Source organism: Novosphingobium sp. FSW06-99 (assembly GCF_001519065.1).
GTDB lineage: Bacteria > Pseudomonadota > Alphaproteobacteria > Sphingomonadales > Sphingomonadaceae > Novosphingobium.
The window spans coordinates 282161-300514 of the sequence record NZ_KQ954255.1 but is presented as its reverse complement, the minus strand read 5'-3'; the positions used below and the strand labels follow the sequence as shown (position 1 = coordinate 300514).

At 63.4% G+C, this 18354-nt stretch carries 19 protein-coding genes; 11 read left to right on the top strand and 8 right to left on the bottom strand.

What is annotated here, in order from left to right; genetic code table 11:
- Positions 1-77: 77 nt before the first annotated feature.
- The 3 genes from AQZ49_RS10220 to AQZ49_RS10210 all read left to right on the top strand — a co-directional run bounded on the left by AQZ49_RS10220 (position 78) and on the right by AQZ49_RS10210 (position 3076).
- A complete protein-coding gene (locus AQZ49_RS10220; protein ID WP_067615432.1) occupies positions 78-494 on the top strand; it encodes a MarR family winged helix-turn-helix transcriptional regulator in 417 nt (138 codons plus the stop codon).
- 157 nt (positions 495-651) lie between these two features.
- Positions 652-1506 carry a beta-etherase gene (locus AQZ49_RS10215; RefSeq protein ID WP_067615430.1) on the top strand — a complete coding sequence of 285 codons (855 nt, stop codon included), beginning with the start codon at positions 652-654 and terminating at the stop codon, positions 1504-1506.
- A complete protein-coding gene (locus tag AQZ49_RS10210; protein WP_067615179.1) occupies positions 1499-3076 on the top strand; it encodes an AMP-binding protein in 1578 nt (525 codons plus the stop codon). Before AQZ49_RS10215 ends, AQZ49_RS10210 begins: the two co-directional genes overlap by 8 nt.
- A 22-nt stretch (positions 3077-3098) precedes the next feature.
- On the opposite strand, the gene AQZ49_RS10205 is transcribed toward AQZ49_RS10210, so the two are convergent.
- Positions 3099-4148 (bottom strand): isopenicillin N synthase family dioxygenase, encoded by a 1050-nt coding sequence (locus AQZ49_RS10205; RefSeq protein ID WP_067615178.1) that lies wholly within the window; start codon positions 4146-4148, stop codon positions 3099-3101.
- Positions 4145-5002 (bottom strand): sugar phosphate isomerase/epimerase family protein, encoded by an 858-nt coding sequence (locus AQZ49_RS10200; RefSeq protein ID WP_067615177.1) that lies wholly within the window; start codon positions 5000-5002, stop codon positions 4145-4147. The genes AQZ49_RS10205 and AQZ49_RS10200 overlap by 4 nt, the downstream gene beginning before the upstream one ends.
- Before the next feature lie 99 nt (positions 5003-5101).
- Between AQZ49_RS10200 and AQZ49_RS10195 the strand changes: the two genes are divergently transcribed.
- Positions 5102-5383, top strand: a complete 282-nt coding sequence (locus AQZ49_RS10195; protein ID WP_067615428.1) for a DUF427 domain-containing protein — start codon at positions 5102-5104, stop codon at positions 5381-5383.
- A gap of 85 nt (positions 5384-5468) precedes the next feature.
- On the opposite strand, the gene AQZ49_RS10190 is transcribed toward AQZ49_RS10195, so the two are convergent.
- Genes AQZ49_RS10190 through ligK form a run of 3 tightly spaced genes read right to left on the bottom strand, consistent with a single transcriptional unit; the run spans position 5469 to position 8081 of the window.
- The gene (locus AQZ49_RS10190) at positions 5469-6338 is read right to left on the bottom strand and encodes an amidohydrolase family protein (protein WP_067615176.1); all 870 of its coding nucleotides are present in this window, start codon (positions 6336-6338) and stop codon (positions 5469-5471) included.
- Entirely contained in the window at positions 6335-7414 is a 1080-nt protein-coding gene (locus tag AQZ49_RS10185; RefSeq protein WP_082701694.1) for a 4-oxalomesaconate tautomerase, read from the bottom strand. Before AQZ49_RS10185 ends, AQZ49_RS10190 begins: the two co-directional genes overlap by 4 nt.
- Complete coding sequence (gene ligK, locus AQZ49_RS10180) at positions 7407-8081, bottom strand: 4-carboxy-4-hydroxy-2-oxoadipate aldolase/oxaloacetate decarboxylase (RefSeq protein WP_067615426.1); 675 nt, start codon at positions 8079-8081, stop codon at positions 7407-7409. Before ligK ends, AQZ49_RS10185 begins: the two co-directional genes overlap by 8 nt.
- Before the next feature lie 126 nt (positions 8082-8207).
- On the opposite strand from ligK, the gene AQZ49_RS10175 reads away from it, so the two are divergent.
- Complete coding sequence (locus AQZ49_RS10175; protein WP_067615174.1) at positions 8208-9356, top strand: LysR family transcriptional regulator; 1149 nt, start codon at positions 8208-8210, stop codon at positions 9354-9356.
- A 4-nt stretch (positions 9357-9360) separates the two neighbouring features.
- Here the strand turns inward: AQZ49_RS10175 and AQZ49_RS10170 are convergent, their stop codons facing one another.
- Together AQZ49_RS10170 and AQZ49_RS10165 are read right to left on the bottom strand one after the other, a co-directional pair.
- Positions 9361-10200 (bottom strand): class III extradiol dioxygenase family protein, encoded by an 840-nt coding sequence (locus AQZ49_RS10170; protein WP_067615173.1) that lies wholly within the window; start codon positions 10198-10200, stop codon positions 9361-9363.
- Positions 10193-10561 (bottom strand): protocatechuate 4,5-dioxygenase subunit alpha, encoded by a 369-nt coding sequence (locus AQZ49_RS10165; RefSeq protein ID WP_067615172.1) that lies wholly within the window; start codon positions 10559-10561, stop codon positions 10193-10195. The genes AQZ49_RS10170 and AQZ49_RS10165 overlap by 8 nt, the downstream gene beginning before the upstream one ends.
- 338 nt (positions 10562-10899) lie before the next feature.
- Here AQZ49_RS10165 and AQZ49_RS10160 point away from each other — a divergent pair, with 338 nt between their 5' ends.
- The 5 genes from AQZ49_RS10160 to AQZ49_RS10140 all read left to right on the top strand — a co-directional run bounded on the left by AQZ49_RS10160 (position 10900) and on the right by AQZ49_RS10140 (position 15030).
- Positions 10900-11724: an NAD(P)-dependent oxidoreductase gene (locus tag AQZ49_RS10160; protein ID WP_067615171.1), complete on the top strand. Its 825-nt coding sequence runs from the start codon at positions 10900-10902 to the stop codon at positions 11722-11724.
- Positions 11721-12746 carry an amidohydrolase family protein gene (locus tag AQZ49_RS10155; protein ID WP_067615170.1) on the top strand — a complete coding sequence of 342 codons (1026 nt, stop codon included), beginning with the start codon at positions 11721-11723 and terminating at the stop codon, positions 12744-12746. The genes AQZ49_RS10160 and AQZ49_RS10155 overlap by 4 nt, the downstream gene beginning before the upstream one ends.
- Entirely contained in the window at positions 12743-13162 is a 420-nt protein-coding gene (ligA, locus tag AQZ49_RS10150) for a protocatechuate 4,5-dioxygenase subunit alpha (RefSeq protein WP_067615169.1), read from the top strand. The genes AQZ49_RS10155 and ligA overlap by 4 nt, the downstream gene beginning before the upstream one ends.
- A 1-nt stretch (position 13163) precedes the next feature.
- Positions 13164-14006 carry a class III extradiol dioxygenase subunit beta gene (locus tag AQZ49_RS10145; protein ID WP_067615168.1) on the top strand — a complete coding sequence of 281 codons (843 nt, stop codon included), beginning with the start codon at positions 13164-13166 and terminating at the stop codon, positions 14004-14006.
- Positions 14007-14070: 64 nt separating this feature from the next.
- Entirely contained in the window at positions 14071-15030 is a 960-nt protein-coding gene (locus tag AQZ49_RS10140) for a Gfo/Idh/MocA family oxidoreductase (protein ID WP_067615167.1), read from the top strand.
- A 52-nt stretch (positions 15031-15082) separates the two neighbouring features.
- On the opposite strand, the gene AQZ49_RS10135 is transcribed toward AQZ49_RS10140, so the two are convergent.
- Positions 15083-17137: a putative bifunctional diguanylate cyclase/phosphodiesterase gene (locus AQZ49_RS10135; RefSeq protein ID WP_067615166.1), complete on the bottom strand. Its 2055-nt coding sequence runs from the start codon at positions 17135-17137 to the stop codon at positions 15083-15085.
- Between the two features lie 225 nt (positions 17138-17362).
- On the opposite strand from AQZ49_RS10135, the gene AQZ49_RS22810 reads away from it, so the two are divergent.
- Complete coding sequence (locus AQZ49_RS22810) at positions 17363-17692, top strand: DMT family transporter (protein ID WP_067615165.1); 330 nt, start codon at positions 17363-17365, stop codon at positions 17690-17692.
- Positions 17693-18354: the final 662 nt, after the last annotated feature.

Below are 18354 nucleotides of genomic sequence, written 5' to 3'. Positions count from 1 at the left end.
GATATGGTATGAGCAATATCGATGATATTGTTATTGTCAATAACCATCCGCTTTGCGGATCGATGGAATCTGACCCGATGACCGATATCCTGCGCCAACGTCCGGGCTATGCCCTGCGCCGTGCGGCCAATGCCATGATGGGCGAACTTTCGCGCCGCCTTGCCACGATCGATCTGCGCATTGCCGAAGCTTCGGTGCTGTTGCTGGTCGACCGGCGCGACGATGTCACCGCCAGCGAAATCGGCCGCGTGCTTGATATCCAGCGCGCCAACATGGTGCCGCTGCTGGGGCGGCTGGAAGTGGCGGGGCTGATCGAGCGCAAGCCGATCGACGGCAAGTCCCAGGCCGTGCTGCTGACCGCGCTTGGCCATCAGCGCCGCGCCGAAGCCGACGCGATCACCACCACATTCGAAGACGACCTGCTGGCCCGCATCGCGCCTGAACACCGCGACCATCTGGTGCCCGCACTGGGCGCGCTGTGGCGCGCGGACTGATCCGCCAGGGCTGAGGGTCTGACGGGCATGCGGCCAGCCCCAAATCCCGCTTTCCTTCATCGTTATTGTATGTATTACTCACAAATAACGGACCGATCGGTGCCGCCGTGCATCACCCGATGCGCGCGACAGGCCCCGGCGCGAGAGGATGGCAAAGATGGCCCAGAACAACCGCATCACCTTTTTCGACCTACAGCATGCCAGCGGCGCAACCACCAGCCCGTTCGTATGGGCCACCAAATATGCGTTGAAACACAAAGGGTTCGACCTTGATGTGATCGATGGCGGGTTCATCGGCATCCTCGATCGCACCGGTGGCCGGTCCGAACGGTTGCCGGTGATTGTCGATGATGGCGAATGGATTCTCGATTCGTGGCTGATCGCCGAACACCTTGACCGCAAATATCCCGATCGCCCGACGCTGATCGGCGATCCATCGGTGCGCGTGCTGACCCAGTTCCTGGAAACCTGGCTGTGGAAGACGGCGGTCGGCCCCTGGGCGCGCTGCTTTGCGGTGCAATACCGCGATCGCTGTTTCGAACAGGACATCCCCTATATCGTCGAATCGCGCCGCCGCATGTGGGGCGCCCCGATGGAAGACCTGATCGTGGGCCGCGAAGACCGGCTGCCGCTGGTGCTGCCCGAACTGGAATTGCTGCGCGGCATCCTGCGCGAACACAAATGGCTGGGCGGGGACACCCCCAACTATGCCGATTATCGCGCGCTGGCGGTGTTCCTGTGGTGTGCCAGCATCGCCGATATCCCGCCGATGACCGACGATGAACCCTTGCGCGACTGGATCGATCGCGGGTTTGATCTCTACGGCGGACTGGGCCGCATTCCCGGCATGAGCCCGCTGTTCGGATTGCAAGTGCGCGAAGGCGATCCCGAACCTTTTGCCAAAGGTCCGACGCTGGTCGGCGGGCTGATCAGCCGCAACACCGGCCCCGCCTCGACCTCTGCCGAAACCGCCAAGATCACCGGACGCGCAGAGGCCGCCAGCGATGCGTAATATCGACTATTTCGACCGGCAGGTCCGGCTCCATCCCGATCGCACTGTGCTGATCGCCAATGGCCAGTCGCTGACTTATGGCGAAGTCCAGGCGTTGAGCCACCGGGTTGCCGGGGCCCTGCTGGCGGCGGGGTTGGCGCATCAGGAGGCGGTGGCGGTGATGAGCCCCAACCATCCCGGCGTGCTGGTGGCGATGCTGTCGCTGTGGCGCGCGGGCGCGGCATGGATTCCGGTCAACACGCGCAACGCGCTGGCCGATAACATCGCCTATCTGACGTATGTGCGCGCCACTGTGCTGTTCTATCATTCGCACTATGCCGAGGATGCGCGCACCGTGCAGCAGGCGGTGCCGACCATCCGCCTGATGGTATGCATCGATGCAGACGATGGCGATGTGCCGTCGCTCGACCGGTTCATGCTGCCGGCCGGATCATCGCCGGTGCCCGACTGGGGCGATCCCACCGGCAATGGCGAGGAACTGACTGCGATCATTGCCACCGGCGGCACCACCGGCCCGGCCAAGGGCGTGCGCGTGCTCAACCGCAGTTGGGGCACGATGCTGGAAACCATCGGCAACATCATGGCGCTGAAAGACACCGGCGACGACAGGCCGCCGGTGTTCCTTGCCACCGCGCCGCTGACCCATGCGGCCGGTCCGTTCACGATGGCGGGGATCGCGATGGGCGCGACGGTGGTGGTATTGCCGCAATTCGATGCGGATGCGGTGATGGACGCGATCGGGCAATACCGCGTGACCCACACATTCCTGCCGCCCACGGCGGTGTATACGCTGCTGGCCCATCCGCGCGTGCGCGATGTCGATTATACCAGCCTGGAATATTTCCTGCTGGCCGGGTCGGCCTGCGCGCCCGAAAAGCTGCGCCAGATGGTCGACGTGTTCGGGCCGTGCATGTGCCAAAGCTATGGCCAGACCGAATTTCACCTGGTTGCCACCTGGCTTTCACCGCGCGACGTCGCGGCGGCGGCGGCGGGCGATCATCCCGAACGGCTGGCCAGTTGCGGGCGCCAGACCTATTCGGTGCGGGTCGAACTGATGGATGATGACGGCAACCTGCTGGGCGATGGTGAAGTGGGCGAAATCGTCGGGCGCGGCGGCATCGTCGGCGGCGGCTATTTCGAAATGCCGCAAGTCAGCGCCGAAACCTGGGCGCATGGCTGGCACCACACCGGCGATGTCGGTCGGCGCGATGCCGACGGGTTCTATTACATCGTCGACCGCAAGAAGGACATGATCGTCACCGGCGGCTTCAACGTGTTCTGCACCGAAGTCGAAGCGGCGGTGACCGAACTGCCCGGCATTCTCGAATGTGCGGCGATCGGCATTCCCGACGAAAAGTGGGGCGAAGCGGTCACCGCGCTGGTCGTCACCAGCCCTGGCGCGCCCGACGCCGCCGCGATCATCGCCCATTGCAAGGCCCGCATCGGCAGCGTGAAAGCGCCCAAGCACGTGGTGTTCAAGGACGCCCTGCCCCGCACCGCCGTCGGCAAATTCGACAAAAAGGCAATGCGCGCCGAATTCTGGCAAGGGCAGGATCGCGGAGTGGCCTGATCCTTCCCGGAATGGGGAGGATTCAGGGCGTTTCCGCCAGGGTCTTGAACTGGCCAAAGGTGTTGGTCGCGCGGGCGTTTTCGGGCAGCGTCAGCTCGCCCGCCGCGACTTTGTCGCGCAAATAGCGATAAGTCTGCAACGCCATCGACCACATGTGATCGCCGATCGAGATATCGGGATAGAGCGCGGTTTTTTCGTCGGTCGGGTCGAATTCGGGCAGCGGGCGGATTTTGGTCGCATAGTCGCAGGCGAAGAACAGCGGGAACGAATAGCGTTCGGCCCGCACTTTGCGCACGCGATGCGTCGTCGCCACGAATTGCCCGGCGGTCATCACTTCGAGCATGTCGCCGACATTAATCACGAACAGTTCCTCGCCATCGACGGTAACCGGCGGCGCATCGATCCACTGGCCCAAGCCGTTGAGCACCTCCAGCCCCGGCTGATCGGCCAGCAACAGCGTGAAGCATTCGTAATCGGTGTGCGCGCCGATCCCCGGCGCATCCTCGGCGGACGGATCGACCGGATAATGGATCAGCCGCAGCTTTGACGGGGGGCATGTCACCAGCGCATCGAACGCATGTTCATCCTGCCCCAGCGCCAGTGCAAACCCCTGAAACAGTGTGCGCCCCAGCGCAAAGACATCGGCGTAATAGGCATCGACCGTTTCGCGAAACCCCGGCAGCGCAGGCCACTTGTTGCCGCCGATCAGCGGTTGGCCCGCGCGCACAAACGGGTGGTCGTCATCGGCTTCAAAGCCGATGTCCCAGGCCTCTTTCAGGTCGGGGCGCCCGCTGCCGTACCATTCCGATCCTTCGGGCACATAACCCTTGTGCCCGCGCCCAAGCCCGATGTGATAGTCCATTTTCCAGTTGTGTTCGCGCGCGAACAGCGCCTGCGCCGCCGCGCGCAGGCCCGCGATGCGTTCGGGCGCGATGCCATGGCCGCGAATATAGAAAAACCCCACCTCGCGCGCGGCGCGACCCAGTTCTTCGGCCACCGCCTGCCGCGCGGCAAGATCGGCGCTGAACAGGCCGGTGATATCGATGATCGGCAAGGCTTGAAATGAGGTCATGGCAAGGCGCTCCATGCGGCAAAATGATCGTGGGTGGTTGCGGCCATCCAGCGGTTGAGGTCCCAGGTATCGGCGACCGGCGCGCGGGTGAACGGCAGCAAGTGCGTATAGCCATCGGGGCCGAATTCGGGGGTAACCGTGGTTGTCGCACGCCCGGCGGCGCGATGCGTAGCCCAGACCCGTTCCCACTGCGCCTGGTGCCAGGCAAGCGGCGCGGCATATTCGGGCGCGGCAGGGTGCGGCACTTGCGGCCCCTGGTCATAGCCGACGCGCGCCTGCACATGGTGAACGCGCGACAGGAACGGCGCCAGATCGTCGGCGGGATGGTCAAGCAGGCGTTCGCACACCACCACCCAATGGCTGAGATCGGCGGTAAACCGCAGATCGGGCAATTGCGCGATGATGTCCAGCGTCACCCACGGGCTGTAGAGCGAGGTCGCGCGATGAATCTCGAAACTGCACGTCAGCCCCGCCGCATCGGCCAGCGCCTGCGCCCGGCCGAAGAAATCGACTTGTTGGGCCAATGGCCAACGGTCGTTGCCCGGCAACACATTGACGAACCGGGCGCCCACAATCTGCGCCCCGGCGATCGCCTCGGCCAGCCGGTCGAGATGCTGCGCCGGGGTCCAGGTCTGGTCGGGAATGACATCACCGCCGGTGAACACCACTGCGATATAGGCCAGCCCCTCGTCGGCCAGCGCCGCCTTGAGCGCACGCCGCGCAAAGGGATCGGCCGGCAGCCGCGCCTCCACCCCGACAAAGCGGTTTTCGCGGCATTGCGCCCCACACCGCGCCCAATCGGCTGGACCCTCGACGGGCCATCCCCACAAAGACCGAAACAGTTGCAGTTGCATGGCACAATCAGACCACCAAGCGCGCCCGTCCGCAAGCACCTAGGTGCGCATTGACATCGCCCGGCCCCGCCCCGACTTGTGCGGATAGGGAGAGCGATGATGGTCGAAGCACGATGGAACGGCGTTCTGATTGCCAGCAGCGACGATACGGTGGTGGTCGAAGGCAATCACTATTTCCCCACAGCATCGGTCGATACCACGCTGTTGCGCGCCAGCACGACCACGACGATCTGCCCCTGGAAAGGCACCGCGCACTATTACAGCCTGCACGCAGGCGGCGCCGACAACACCGATGCGGCCTGGTATTACCCCGACCCGAAAGAAAAGGCCGAGGCTATCCGGGGCCGCATCGCGTTCTGGAAGGGTGTGAAGGTCGGCTGACGCCCCGGGCCGCCCCGCACCAGCCAGTCATTTTCAATCCTCCCCGTACCGGGGACGATTTATTGCGGGCTTGATCAGACCTTGATTAATCCGCCCAATAGAGCGCCGTCGGGTTGGCCACCAGCACCTGGTGTTGCAATGCCTCGGTCGGGGCGATGCGGGGGATCATGTCGACCAGGTGGCCGTCGTCGGGGATGGCGTCCTGCATGTTGGGGTGCGGCCAGTCGGTACCCCACAGCGCGCGGGTGGGGTAATCGGCCACCAGCGGCGCCACCGCCTCGGCAAAGGCATTCCACGGATCGCCGCCCGGATCGAGCCGATCGGGGCATGTCGCCTTGAACCAGATGTCGTCACGCGAATCGAGCAGGCGGCGAAACGCCTTCATGTCGGCGCCATCGGGGCCCTGGGCGACATCGGGGCGGCCCATGTGATCGACCACCAGCGGCACCGGGATGGCGTCCATGAATGCGCGCAAGTCTTCGAGGATGTCGGCCTCGAAATAGATCACCACATGCCAGCCGGCGGGCAGGCGGCGCGCGACATCGAGAAACTTGTCCTTGGGCGCATCATCGACCAGCCGCTTGAGGAAATTGAACCGGATGCCGCGCATCCCTCCGGCGTGGAGCGCGTGCAGTTCATCCTCGCCGATCGCCGGATCGACCACTGCCACGCCGCGCGCGCTGCCCTGCGAGCGGGCAATGGCATTCAGCGTGGCAGCATTGTCGGTGCCGTGGCAACTGGCCTGCACGATGACGTTTTTGGCAAAGCCCAGATGATCGCGCAGCGCAAACAGCCTGTCCGGCCCGGCATCTTCGGGTAGATACTTGGCCTTGGCGCTGAACGGAAACTGCGCCTGCGGACCGAACACATGGCAATGCGCATCGATCGCGCCAGCGGGCGGGCGATAGCGCGGCTTTGACGGGCTGGCGTGCCAGGAAACAATCCGATCGCTCATCCGAACACCACTCCATCCATCAATTTGCGCGCGGTGCGCAACAGCGCGGCGCTGACCACGGCGCCGCCATCATCGGTTTCGAGCACGCAGCTCATTTCGCCGGTCGGGTGTTCCACCGACAGCAGCTTGCGCGCGCCATCGGGCACGTGCGCCACAGCGGCGGCGGGCGAGCCCGGCAACAGACAGGCCGTCGCCACCGACACTGCGCCCAGCACGCCGATCGTGGCATGCGCGCGGTGCGGGATGAAACTGCGCACCGTCACCGCGCCGCCCTGACGCGGCGGGGCCACCAGCATCATCTTGGGCACAGATTTGTCGGTAACATCGCCCAGGTTCATCAGCGGGCCGACCGCCAGCCGGATCGCCTCGATCCGCGCCTTCAGTTCGGTCGCGCCATCCAGCCATTCGCGATCTTCATAGCCGGTGATGCCCAGATCAGCCGCCGCCATCACCACGCAGGGCATGCCGTTGTCGATCAGCGTCACCGCCACGCCGTTGATCACATCGACAGTCTGGTCGGTGGGCAGCAGGGCGCCGCAACTCGATCCGGCGGTGTCGCGAAATTCCAGCGGCACCGGGGCATGCGTGCCGGGCACGCCGTCGATCGCGGCGTTCCCGGCATATGTCGGCACGCCGCCCGGCGTCTGCACCGTGGCCACCGCAACTTGCCCGGTGTTTTCCATATAGATCGCCACGCGGGTTTCGTCGCCGGTGGCGCGGATCAGCCCGCGCTCGATCGCGAACGGGCCGACTCCGGCCAGGATATTGCCGCAGTTCTGCGCGTCGGTAACGATCGCCTGATCGACGAAGACTTGCAGGAACAGGTAATCGACGTCGATCCCCTCGCGCGCAGAACGCGACACCACCGCGACTTTGCTGGTCAACGGATCGGCGCCGCCCATCCCGTCGATCTGGCGCGGATCGGGCGATCCCATGACGGCCAGCAGAAAGGCGTCGCGCTCTGCCACGTCTGCGGGCAGATCATCCTTAAGGAAATAGCCGCCTTTCGACGTGCCGCCGCGCATCCAGGTGCACCTGGCAGAGCGAGCACCCATCGGGGCGGTGGGCTCAGACATATTTCAGCCCTTCCTTCTCCAGCCGTTCGCGCATCTTGTACATATCGAGCCCAAGCACGCCTGCGGCCAGTTTGGCCCGCTTTTCGCCTTCATTGGCTTCGCGTGCCTGTGCGGCCTTCAGCACTTCGGCCGCTTTGGCGCGCGGCACCACGCAGACACCATCATCGTCGGCCACGATCACATCGCCCGGCAAGACCGCCGCGCCGGCGCAGACCACCGGCACATTGACCGATCCCAGCGTGTTCTTGACCGTGCCTTGCGCAAAGATTGCCTTTGACCACACCGGAAACCGCATTTCGGTCAGATCGCGCACATCGCGCACCCCGGCATCGATCACCAGCCCGCGACAGCCGCGCGCCTGTGCGGAAGTGGCCAGCAAATCACCGAAATAGCCGTCTTCGCATGGCGATGTCGGCGCCAGCACGAGAATGTCGCCCGGCTGCAACTGTTCGATCGCGACATGCACCATCCAGTTGTCACCCGGAGGCGCGCTGATCGTCACCGCCGATCCGGCAATGCGCGCACCGGCATAGATCGGGCGCATGTGGCTGGCCAGCAGGCCGGTCCGCCCTTGCGCCTCGTGCACCGTGGCGACGCCGCAATGGGCCAGGGCATCGATAATTTCGATCGGCGCCCGTTCGATGTTCTGCACGACAATACCGCTCACGTTTCGCATCCCGTCTGCATGGCTGATTGCGACGGGTTGCGCCCGACTTGCGGCGAGGGAAAGCCGGAACTCTGGCCAAGCCATTAGATTTTGCTAAAGCGGGGCTTGGACCAACAGGAGCGGTGATTGGAAATCTGGGACTACAACTTGCGCCATCTGGCGGCGATCGCGCAAATTGCGGAACTGGGTACAATGGGCGCGGCGGCCCGTGCGATCAATCTGACCCAGCCCGCGCTGACCCAGGCGCTGGCCCGCGTGGAAGGCCAGTTGGCCCTGCCGCTGTTTGAACGCCGCCACGATGGTATGGTGCCCACGCCCGCCGCCGATGTGCTGGTGCCACGTATCCGCAGCGCGCTGGGCCATGTCAGCAGCCCGCATGTCACCACGGCCCGCTTGCGCGCGCTGCTCGCGCTGGCCGACAGCGGCAGCTATCTGGGCGCGAGCCTGACCACGGGCCTGGCGGTGCCGACGCTGCATCGCGCGGTCAAGGACCTGTCGCTGTCGTTGCGCAAGACACTGGTCGAACGACGCAGCAACGCCGTGGTGCTGACCGAGGCTGGCCAGTCGCTTGCCCGCGCGTTCCGCCTCGCCCGTGTCGAACTCGAAGCCGGGCTGGCCGAAATCGAGGCACTGAAAGGCCGCGAAGTGCGCCGCATCACGGTCGGCGCCATGCCGCTGTCGCGCGCGCGCATCCTGCCCGCCGCCGTTGCGCGGTTTCTCAAGCGCCATCCCAACGTGCATATCGCGATTGCCGAAGGCGCGCGCGCCGAACTGGTCGAGCCGTTGCGCAACGGCATGATCGACATGATGATCGGCGCGCTGCGCCTGCCCCTGCTCGAACCCGATCTGGCACAGACCGCGCTGTTCGAGGATGAGCCGATCATCGTCGCGCGCCGCGATCATCCGCTGGCAGGCGGCGCGCCCGATCTGGCCGCGCTAGCCCGCTATCCGTGGATTCTGCCCGGACGCGGCGCGCCCTTGCGCGATTCATGGGATGCCATGTTTGCCCAGGCCGCCGTGCCCGCCCCGGCCGTGCCGGTCGAATCCGGATCGGTGATGGTGATCCGCCAGGTCCTGATCGAAAGCGATTTCCTCGCGCTCGTCTCGCCCGATCAGGCGGCGGTCGAGCTGGAGGCCAACTGGCTGGTCTCGCTCGGCACCGTGCCCCGTGCGTTTCACCGCGTGATCGGCGTCACCACCCGCGCCTCATGGCGCCCGACCGCGGTACAGGCAGAATTTCTGGCCGATCTGGATGCCGTGGCGCTGGCCCGGTAGGGCCCTATACCGGATCGAGCAACAAGGTCGCCGCCGCCGTGTTGGAGATCGGGATGTGGTAATTGCGGTGCACCTCGCGCGCGGTTGGCCCCAGCGCGCCGCGCGCGGCGATCCAGTTGAGCACTTCGACGCCCTGGGTGCCCGACAGGCGCACGATCTCGTGGATCGAATGGTGGGTCAGCGCATCGGGATCGTTTGCCAGATGATCGAGGCAGAACCGGTCGTATTCGGGATTCATGAACCCGGCGCGCGCGCCGTCCAACTGGTGCGACAAGCCGCCGGTGCCGATCACCACCACACGTTCGGCCCCCGGCCAGCTTGCCAGCGCGCGGTGCACGCTGCGCCCGAAGGCCAGCGCGCGTTTGGCACTGGGCAATGGATGCTGCACCGTGTTGATCGCGATCGGCACGATCTTCACCGGCCAGGCATCAACCTCCGGCCAGGCCAGTTCGAACGGGATCGACAGCGCATGGTCAACCAGCATCTTCTGGCAGGTGGCCGGGTCGAATTCGTCGGCCACCAGCGTTTCGATGACGTGCCAGCTCAGATCGGGGTGCCCGGCAAACGGCTTGTACAGCGGCAGGCCCCAGCCTTCATCGGCGTTGTGGTATTCCGCCGCAGCGCCCACCGCGAATGTCGGCAGGCAGTCGAGGAAGAAATTGAGCCCGTGGTCGTTGTTGAACACCACCGCGACATCGGGTTTGACCTCGGCCAGCCATTCGTGGACGCGGACAAAGCCGTCGAAAAACGGTTTCCAATACGGCGTCTGCTGATCGCCGCGATGGATCGCGCCGCCGATCGCGGGCACGTGGCTGGTGAAATAGGCGCCAACGATCTCAGCCATGGGCCAGTTCCTTTCCCTGATCGAGCAGAAATTGCTTGAATTCGGCAACCGTCCTGCCGGTCTGCAAGGCGCCGACATCCTGCACGTTCAATCCGAAGATCCCGGCCAGCTTGGCCAGATAATAGATGTTGCCGCCCGCCGCGATCATGCCAAGCACGTCGCGATCGGCCACCGCCTGCCGCTGCGCGGGGGTCAGCGCGAATTTCGCGCAATAGGCCGCTTCGTCATCGACAAAGGCCTGCCGGTTGGCCGTATCGTTGAACGAATAGCACATCGCATTGAGCGCATAGCCCTTCACCGCCGCATCGCCGTCGAACAACGTCGTGCCGGGAATGGGCGGGTCTCGTTCGGGGTCGGCCATAGACATGCTCCCATGGTTTGTCTGAAGGTCTGACCCGACACTGTCGTGTCGGGAAGTCGGCACCGGCCCGCTCCCCCACCCGACCACCCTACGATAGTACCCTATGGGTGGTCGGGTGGGGGAGCGGGCCGGTGCCGACTTCGAAACGCGCCCTTTCACGCGTTTCGACTCAGAAACTGAAACGTTGTCCGCGATGTGACAGCGTGCGCCCCGCGTCGGCTTGATCTGGATCAAAGCGCGCGCCGGTGCATGTCAAACCAAGCAGACTTAGCATAATCTAATGCCACGCGGCGCAATTGGATTGGCAGCCCCGTTGGGGGTGCGGCAGGGATGCGAGCATGGCAGGACACATCGCCCTTATCGGATTTGGCGAAGCCGGATCGACGTTTGCCCGCGCGGCGGGGTGGGCCGGTGCGGCGCGCGCTTTCGACATTCGTGCCGATCGCGCGCGCGTGGCGGCAGAGTTGGGCGTGCCGTTTGCCGTCAGCGCCGCCGAAGCGTTGGCCGGGGCCAGGCTGGTGCTGTCGCTGGTCACGGCCGATGCGGCACTGACGGTTGCGCAGGACTTTGCGCCGCTGTTGTCGCCCGGCGCCTTGTGGTGCGACATGAATTCGGTCGCCCCCGAAACAAAGCGCGCCGCCGCCGCCGCGATCGAGGCCTATGACGCGCGCTATGTCGATGTCGCGGTGCTGGCGCCGGTCGAACCGGCGCGGTTGAAGGTGCCGCTGTTGCTGGCAGGCGACGCCGCCGAGGCCGCCGCCGACGCGCTTAGCGTGGCAGGCTTTACCAATCGGCGCGTGGTCGGCCACGAGGTCGGCCGGGCCAGCGCGATCAAGATGATCCGCTCGGTAATGGTCAAGGGCATCGAGGCGCTGACCGCCGAAATGATGCTGGCCGCCACGCGCGCCGGGGTGGCCGAAGAGGTGCTTGCCTCGCTCGATGCCAGCGAGCGCCAGGCAAGCTGGTTTGCCCGCGCCGCCTACAACCTGGAACGCATGGCCACCCACGGCGCGCGGCGCGCCGCCGAGATGGAAGAAAGCGCACGCACGCTGATTGCACTGGGCGTGGCACCGATGATGACCAATGGCACCGTGCTGCGCCAGCGCGAACAGGCCGGGCACCCGCTACCGACACCGAAAAAACCCGAAGGAACAGGCGCATGACGCTGATCATCGATTGCCACGGGCACTATACCGTCCTGCCCAAGGCGCACGACGCCTGGCGCGCGGCGCAGACCGCCGCGTTCAAGGCCGGAGAGGCCGCCCCGCCCTACCCCTCGATCAGCGACGACGAAATCCGCGAGACGATCGAGGCCAATCAGTTGCGCCTGATCGAGGAACGCGGCGCGGATCTGACGATCTTTTCCCCCCGCGCCAGCGCGATGGCCCCGCATGTGGGCGATCAGTCGGTCGCGGTGCCGTGGGCACAGGCGTGCAACACCCTGATCGCGCGGGTGGTCGGCCTGTTTCCCGATACCTTCGCCGGGGTCTGCATGCTGCCGCAATCGCCCGAGGCGGACATGGCCTCGTCGATTGCAGAGCTTGAACGCTGCGTCACCGAACTGGGATTCATCGGCTGCAATCTCAATCCCGATCCCGGCGGCGGGCATTTCACCCATCCACCGCTGACCGATCCGTATTGGTTCCCGTTCTATGAAAAGATGGTCGAGCTTGACGTTCCGGCGATGATCCACGTGTCGGGATCGTGCAATCCGGCCATGCATGCCACCGGCGGCTATTACATCGCCGCCGATACGATCGCGTTCATGCAATTGCTCGAAGGCGATCTGTTCGGCCGGTTCCCGACATTGCGCTTCATCATCCCGCACGGCGGCGGGGGCGTGCCCTATCACTGGGGGCGCTATCGCGGGCTGGCCGACATGCTGAAAAAGCCTGCGCTCGACAGCCATCTGATGAACAACGTCTATTTCGACACGTGCGTCTATCATCAGCCGGGGATCAACCTGCTGAACGAAGTGATCGAGACCAAGAACATCCTGTTCGGGTCCGAAATGGTCGGCGCGGTGCGCGGGATCGACCCCACCACCGGCCATTATTTCGACGATACCAAGCGCTATATCGACGCGCTGCCGATCACGGCGGATCAGCGTCACGCGATTTTTGAAGGCAACGCCCGCCGTGTGTTCCCGCGGCTCGATGCCCGGCTGAAGGAGAAGGGTCTGTGACACAGGCACCAGCAATCCGCGACATTCACGCCTATCTGGCCGAGTTGGAAGATATCCCCGGCACGCGCGTCTATACGGCGGCGCGCGCGCGCAAGGGCTATCACATAAACCAGTTCGCGATGAGCCTGATGACGCCGGAAAACCGCGCACGGTTTCGCGCCGACGAGGCTGCCTATCTGGACGAATGGCCGATCTCGGCAGAGGCCAAGGCGGCGCTGCTGGCGCGCGATTACAACGCCCTGCTCGACATGGGCGGCAATATCTATTTCCTGTCGAAACTGTTTTCGAGCGACGGCATCCCGTTTGCCGAGGCGGTCTCGACGATGACCGACATGACCTGGCCGGAATACCGGCAAATGATGCTTGACGGCGGCCGCAGCCCCGAAGGCCAGCGTTCGATCAAAGGGGGTTACTGACATGGCACGCATTACCGCAGGCGTGGGATCGAGCCACGTGCCGCTGCTGGGCGTCGCGGTCGATCAGGGCAAGACGCGCGACGATTATTTCGGGCCGATCTTTGCCGGCTATGACTGGACCCGCGAATGGGAAAAGGCCGAAAAGCCCGACGTGGTCATTCTGGTGTTCAACGACCACGCCTCTGCGTTCGACATGAAGATCGTGCCGACGTTCGCGATCGGCTGTGGTGATCACTACAAGCCCGCCGACGAAGGCTGGGGCCCGCGCAAAGTGCCCGATGTCGAAGGCCATGCCGATCTGGCCTGGCATATCGCGCAAAGCCTGATCCTCGATGATTTCGACATGACCATCATCAACGAGATGGATGTCGATCACGGGCTGACCGTGCCGCTGTCGATGATGTTCGGCACGCCCGACAAATGGCCCGCCAAAGTGGTGCCGCTGGCGGTCAATGTGGTGACCTATCCGGTGCCGTCGGGCAATCGCTGCTGGGCGCTGGGCGAAGCGATCCGCCGCGCGGTGGAAAGCTTTCCCGAGGATCTCAACGTGCAGATCTGGGGCACCGGCGGGATGAGCCACCAGTTGCAGGGCCCACGCGCGGGGCTGCTCAACCGCGAATGGGACAATGCGTTCCTCGACATGCTGGTGGGTGACAGCGACGCCGCGCGGTGGATCCCGCATATCGAATATCTGCGCGAAACCGGCAGCGAAGGCATCGAAATGGTGATGTGGCTGATCATGCGCGGCGCGCTGGGGCCGAAAACCCGCCTGCTGCACCGGCATTACCACATTCCGTGCAGCAACACCGCGATCGGGCATATCGTGCTCGAACCGGCGGACTGAATTCCACCCTGCCGGGCGCGGGCTCACACCCGTGCCCGGCTTTTTTGAATCAAGGACTTGCCCCATGGTTGGAATAGCATTGGCCGGAGCGGGCGCTTTCGGCGAAAAGCATCTCGACGGCCTGAAGAATATCGATGGCGTCGAAATCGTCTCGATCATCAGCCGCACCGGCGAACAGGCCGCCGCAGTTGCCGCCAAATATGGCGCGCGGCACAGTTCGACCGAACTGGCCGATGCGCTGGCGCGTGACGATGTCGATGCGGTCATCTTGTGCACCCCCACCCAGATGCATGCCGAACAGACCATCGCCTGCCTGAACGCAGGCAAGCATGTCCAGGTCGAAATCCCGCTGTCCGATAGCTGGGCCGATGCGCAGGCGGTGCAGGCCAAAGTGGAGGCAACCGGGCTGGTCGCGATGGTCGGCCACACCCGCCGGTTCAACCCGTCGCACCAATGGGTGCACAAGCGTATCGTCGCGGGCGAATTCGCCGTGCAGCAGATGGACGTGCAGACCTATTTCTTCCGCCGCAAGAACATCAACGCCAAAGGCGAGGCGCGTAGCTGGACCGATCACCTGCTGTGGCACCACGCCGCGCACACCATCGATCTGTTCGCCTATCAATCGGGCAGGATCGTCGCCGCCAACGTGCTGCAGGGGCCCAAACACCCCGATCTCGGCATCGCGCTCGACATGTCGATCCAGTTGAAGACCGAGACCGGCGCGCTGTGCACGCTATCGCTGTCGTTCAACAACGACGGCCCGCTCGGCACGTTCTTCCGCTATATCGGCGACACCGGCACGTATATTGCGCGCTATGACGACTTGTTCGATGGCCGCGATGCGCAGATCGATGTCAGCCATGTCGATGTCAGCATGAACGGCATCGAATTGCAGGACCGTGAATTCATCGCCGCGATCCGCGAGGGCCGTCAGCCCAACAGTTCGGTCGCCGGCGTGCTCGATTGCTACCGCGTGATCGGCGAGCTGGCCGCGCAACTCGAAGCACAGGACGGCTGGTCATGATCGCGCGTGCCGGTCGTGCCGCCCGGATGGCGGCACGACCGGCACACCCGGTTCATGTCCCCGGCGACAATGTGGCACGCCCGAACAGATAGCCTTGGCCATAGTCGCAGCCCAGTTCATGCAGCAGGGCGGAAATTTCGGGCGTTTCGATCCCTTCGGCGACGACTTTCATGCCCATCGCGCTGCTGAGGCCCAGGATCGAGCGGATGATGCCGAGCTTTTCCTGCGAATCGCGGCAATCCATCACAAAGCTGCGGTCGATCTTGATGCGATCGGCGCGCAGTTTCAGCAATTGCGACAACGACGAAAACCCGGTGCCGAAATCGTCGAGCGAAATCTTCAGCCCGCCCGCGCGCATCGTGCGGATATTGTCCTGCACCGCGCTCGACATGTCGAGCGAGGCGGATTCGGTGATCTCGATATCGATGCGATCGGGCGACAGCCCCAGCCCCTCGATCAGCGCCAGCGCGTCGCTGGCAAACTTTGGCCGCTGCAACTGGATCGGCGAAACATTGACCGCCACCCACAAATCGGGGGCAAGCGTGGCGGCGAACCGTGCGGCAGTTTCCAGCAGGCGGCGCCCCAGCGCGTGGATCATACCATTGCGTTCGGCCACGTCGATGAATTCGGGCGGCGCGACGTCGCCCAGCGCCGGATGGTGCCAGCGCGCCAGCGCCTCATACCCGACGACCGCGCCGCCACCCAGCGCCACCACCGGCTGATAGTGCAGGCAGATCTCGCCCGATTCCAGCGCCCGTTCCAGATCACGCTCGATCACCGCGCTGCGGCGCGTCGCATCGGCCAGCGCAGTGTCATAGATCCGCGATGACGCCTTGCCTTCAACTTTGGCCGCCGCCAGCGCGGCCTGCGCGCAGACCATGATATCGTCTGCGCCTGCCTCACGTGCCATGCGCCAGCCTTGATCGCAGATCAGCCCGGCCGACGCCGTCACCGTGATCTGCAGGTCGCCCACCGCGATCGGCATGGCGATGGCCTGCTGCACCCGTTCGACAAACCCGCCCAGCCCACCGCGTTCGTCCGCCGGTGTCTCGACAAAGGCCGCGAACAGATCGCCATTGATGCGCGCGACGATATCGCGCCCGCGCAGCACATCGCGCAATCGTGTGCCCACCACCCACAGGATGGCATCGCCCGCTTCGTGGCCATAGGCGGCGTTGATCGACGAAAATCCGTCGATATCGATCAGCATGATCAGACTTGCCCCGGTCACGCTGCCGCCAACCGGATTGAACGCGCTCTGCACCGAGCGCAGGAATGTGGCCCGGTTGGCCAGGCCCGTCAACGCGTCGATCGTCGCGGATTTGCGCAGTTGCGCACTGGCGTGCGCCTCGGTGCGCTTTTGCAGCGTCAGATCGCGCGCCAGAAACACCACCTCCACCGGCAGGCCGCGCGAATCCATAATCGGGTGATAGGCGCCATCCACCCAGACCTGGCGCCCGTTGCGACCATACCGCATCGCCTGCACGCAATGGCGGGTACCCGATCGCAGTGCGTTCCAGAACGCGGTATATTCGCGCGTGGCGGCATAATCGGCATCAACCAGCGCGCCGTGATCGATCATCCCGACATCGGCGCCGGTAAAACCGAACGCCTTTTGAAACCGGGGATTGGCGCGGGTCAGCGTGCCATTCATGTCAAAGGCAGCGACCAGAAACTGCTGGTCGATCGCTTCGATAAGGCCACTTTCGGTGATCAGCCGCTGCCCCAGCATGTCGAAATCATGTGCCACCAGACGGATGGTTGCATCCTCGCCCGTACCGCCGCGAGTCAAAGTGCCGTAGAGCCAGAGGATGTCACCGGCCTTGGTGATCAGGGGAATTGGCTGTGGCTCGCCATGCGCGGGATCATCGACATCCAGCCCCAGATCGAGTGCGATATAGCGCAGCACACGCATCGCGATCACGGCTGTATAAGGGCTGCCGTGGATATCGTTGAGGGCATGGCCGCTGAGATCGAGAAAGCGATCGTTGACATCGACGATCAGGCCGCGATGGTCGATCGACAGCACCGCCAGCGCGGGCTCGGTCTGCCCATCCGGTGCGGATCGACGCGTCTGCGCCCTGGGCGATCGAAATGGCGCGTTCATTGCCTGGCACCGGCGCGCCACGGCGCACAACCAGGCCGCCAGAACTGATGCCGATGGCAGGAAATCACGGTGTGCATGGACATTGCCGAGGCTCCTAACCATCGGGCATTACCAGACCGGCCAGACCCGTCTGCGTATTCCCCCTTGGGCGTGGCGGCAAAAAGATGTCGAACAGGACCGCCGACCGATGCTACCCTGCCCGGCATTGGGCATGGGAGCATCCGGGTGAAATATCTGTACCTGACGATCGCGATCATCGCCGAAGTGCTCGGCACATCGATGCTCAAGCAATCCGACGGCTTTGCACGCATCGTGCCCGGCCTGGTCGCGATTGTCGCCTATGTGATCGCGCTGTACTTGCTGTCGCTGGCACTCAAGACGTTCCCGACGGGCATTCTCTATGCCATCTGGTCGGGGCTCGGCATCGTGCTGATCGCGACTGTCGCGTGGATCTTTCAGGGCCAGAAACTCGATGCCCCGGCGGTGGCAGGCATGGCGCTGATCATCATCGGCATCTGTGTGATGAACCTGTTTTCAAAAGCCGGGGTGCAATGATGCCATCCTCGACGAACTGCGTATTCCTCGTCAACTGTCTCGAAATTATCAAAACCGTGTCCGCGGTCCTACCAGCATTCATTGCTTGGCTAGCCTTGCGAAATTGGCAGAAGCAAGACAAAGCAAAGCGCCAAGCAGAATTTCTAGACAACCTTATCGAAGCTATGCACACTTATCTAACGGATATGAGGCAGCCTGTATTTCTTCTATACACAGCAAAGCTAGGTATCGATTGCCACAAGCGCCCTTGGATTCAAGACGAAGATGAAAAAATAATCCTTGATGCAATTTGTGAATATATCAAAAATAGTGGGCACGAAATACAAAATGAATTTTTTACATCATTAAAAAATCAGAGCCTTCATTTATAAAATTAAAATCTCTTTCAGCAAAGGGTCAGGTATTCGATTTCAATGATTACAAAAAATGCCAAGATGCGATAAAAATGTTAACTTGGTGCTTTGAGAGAATTCAAGCATTTTCAAGCGTAATAAACCTGCATACATCAAACACAGACAATCCATTATTTTCCAAAATGATCTTGGATACAGTAAACATTGATTCAGAATACATAAATAAAATTTTCTGCGAAAATGATATTGCCGTAATGGAATTCTCGAAGAAAATATATAGACGCATTTATGGTTAATTTATATTTATCG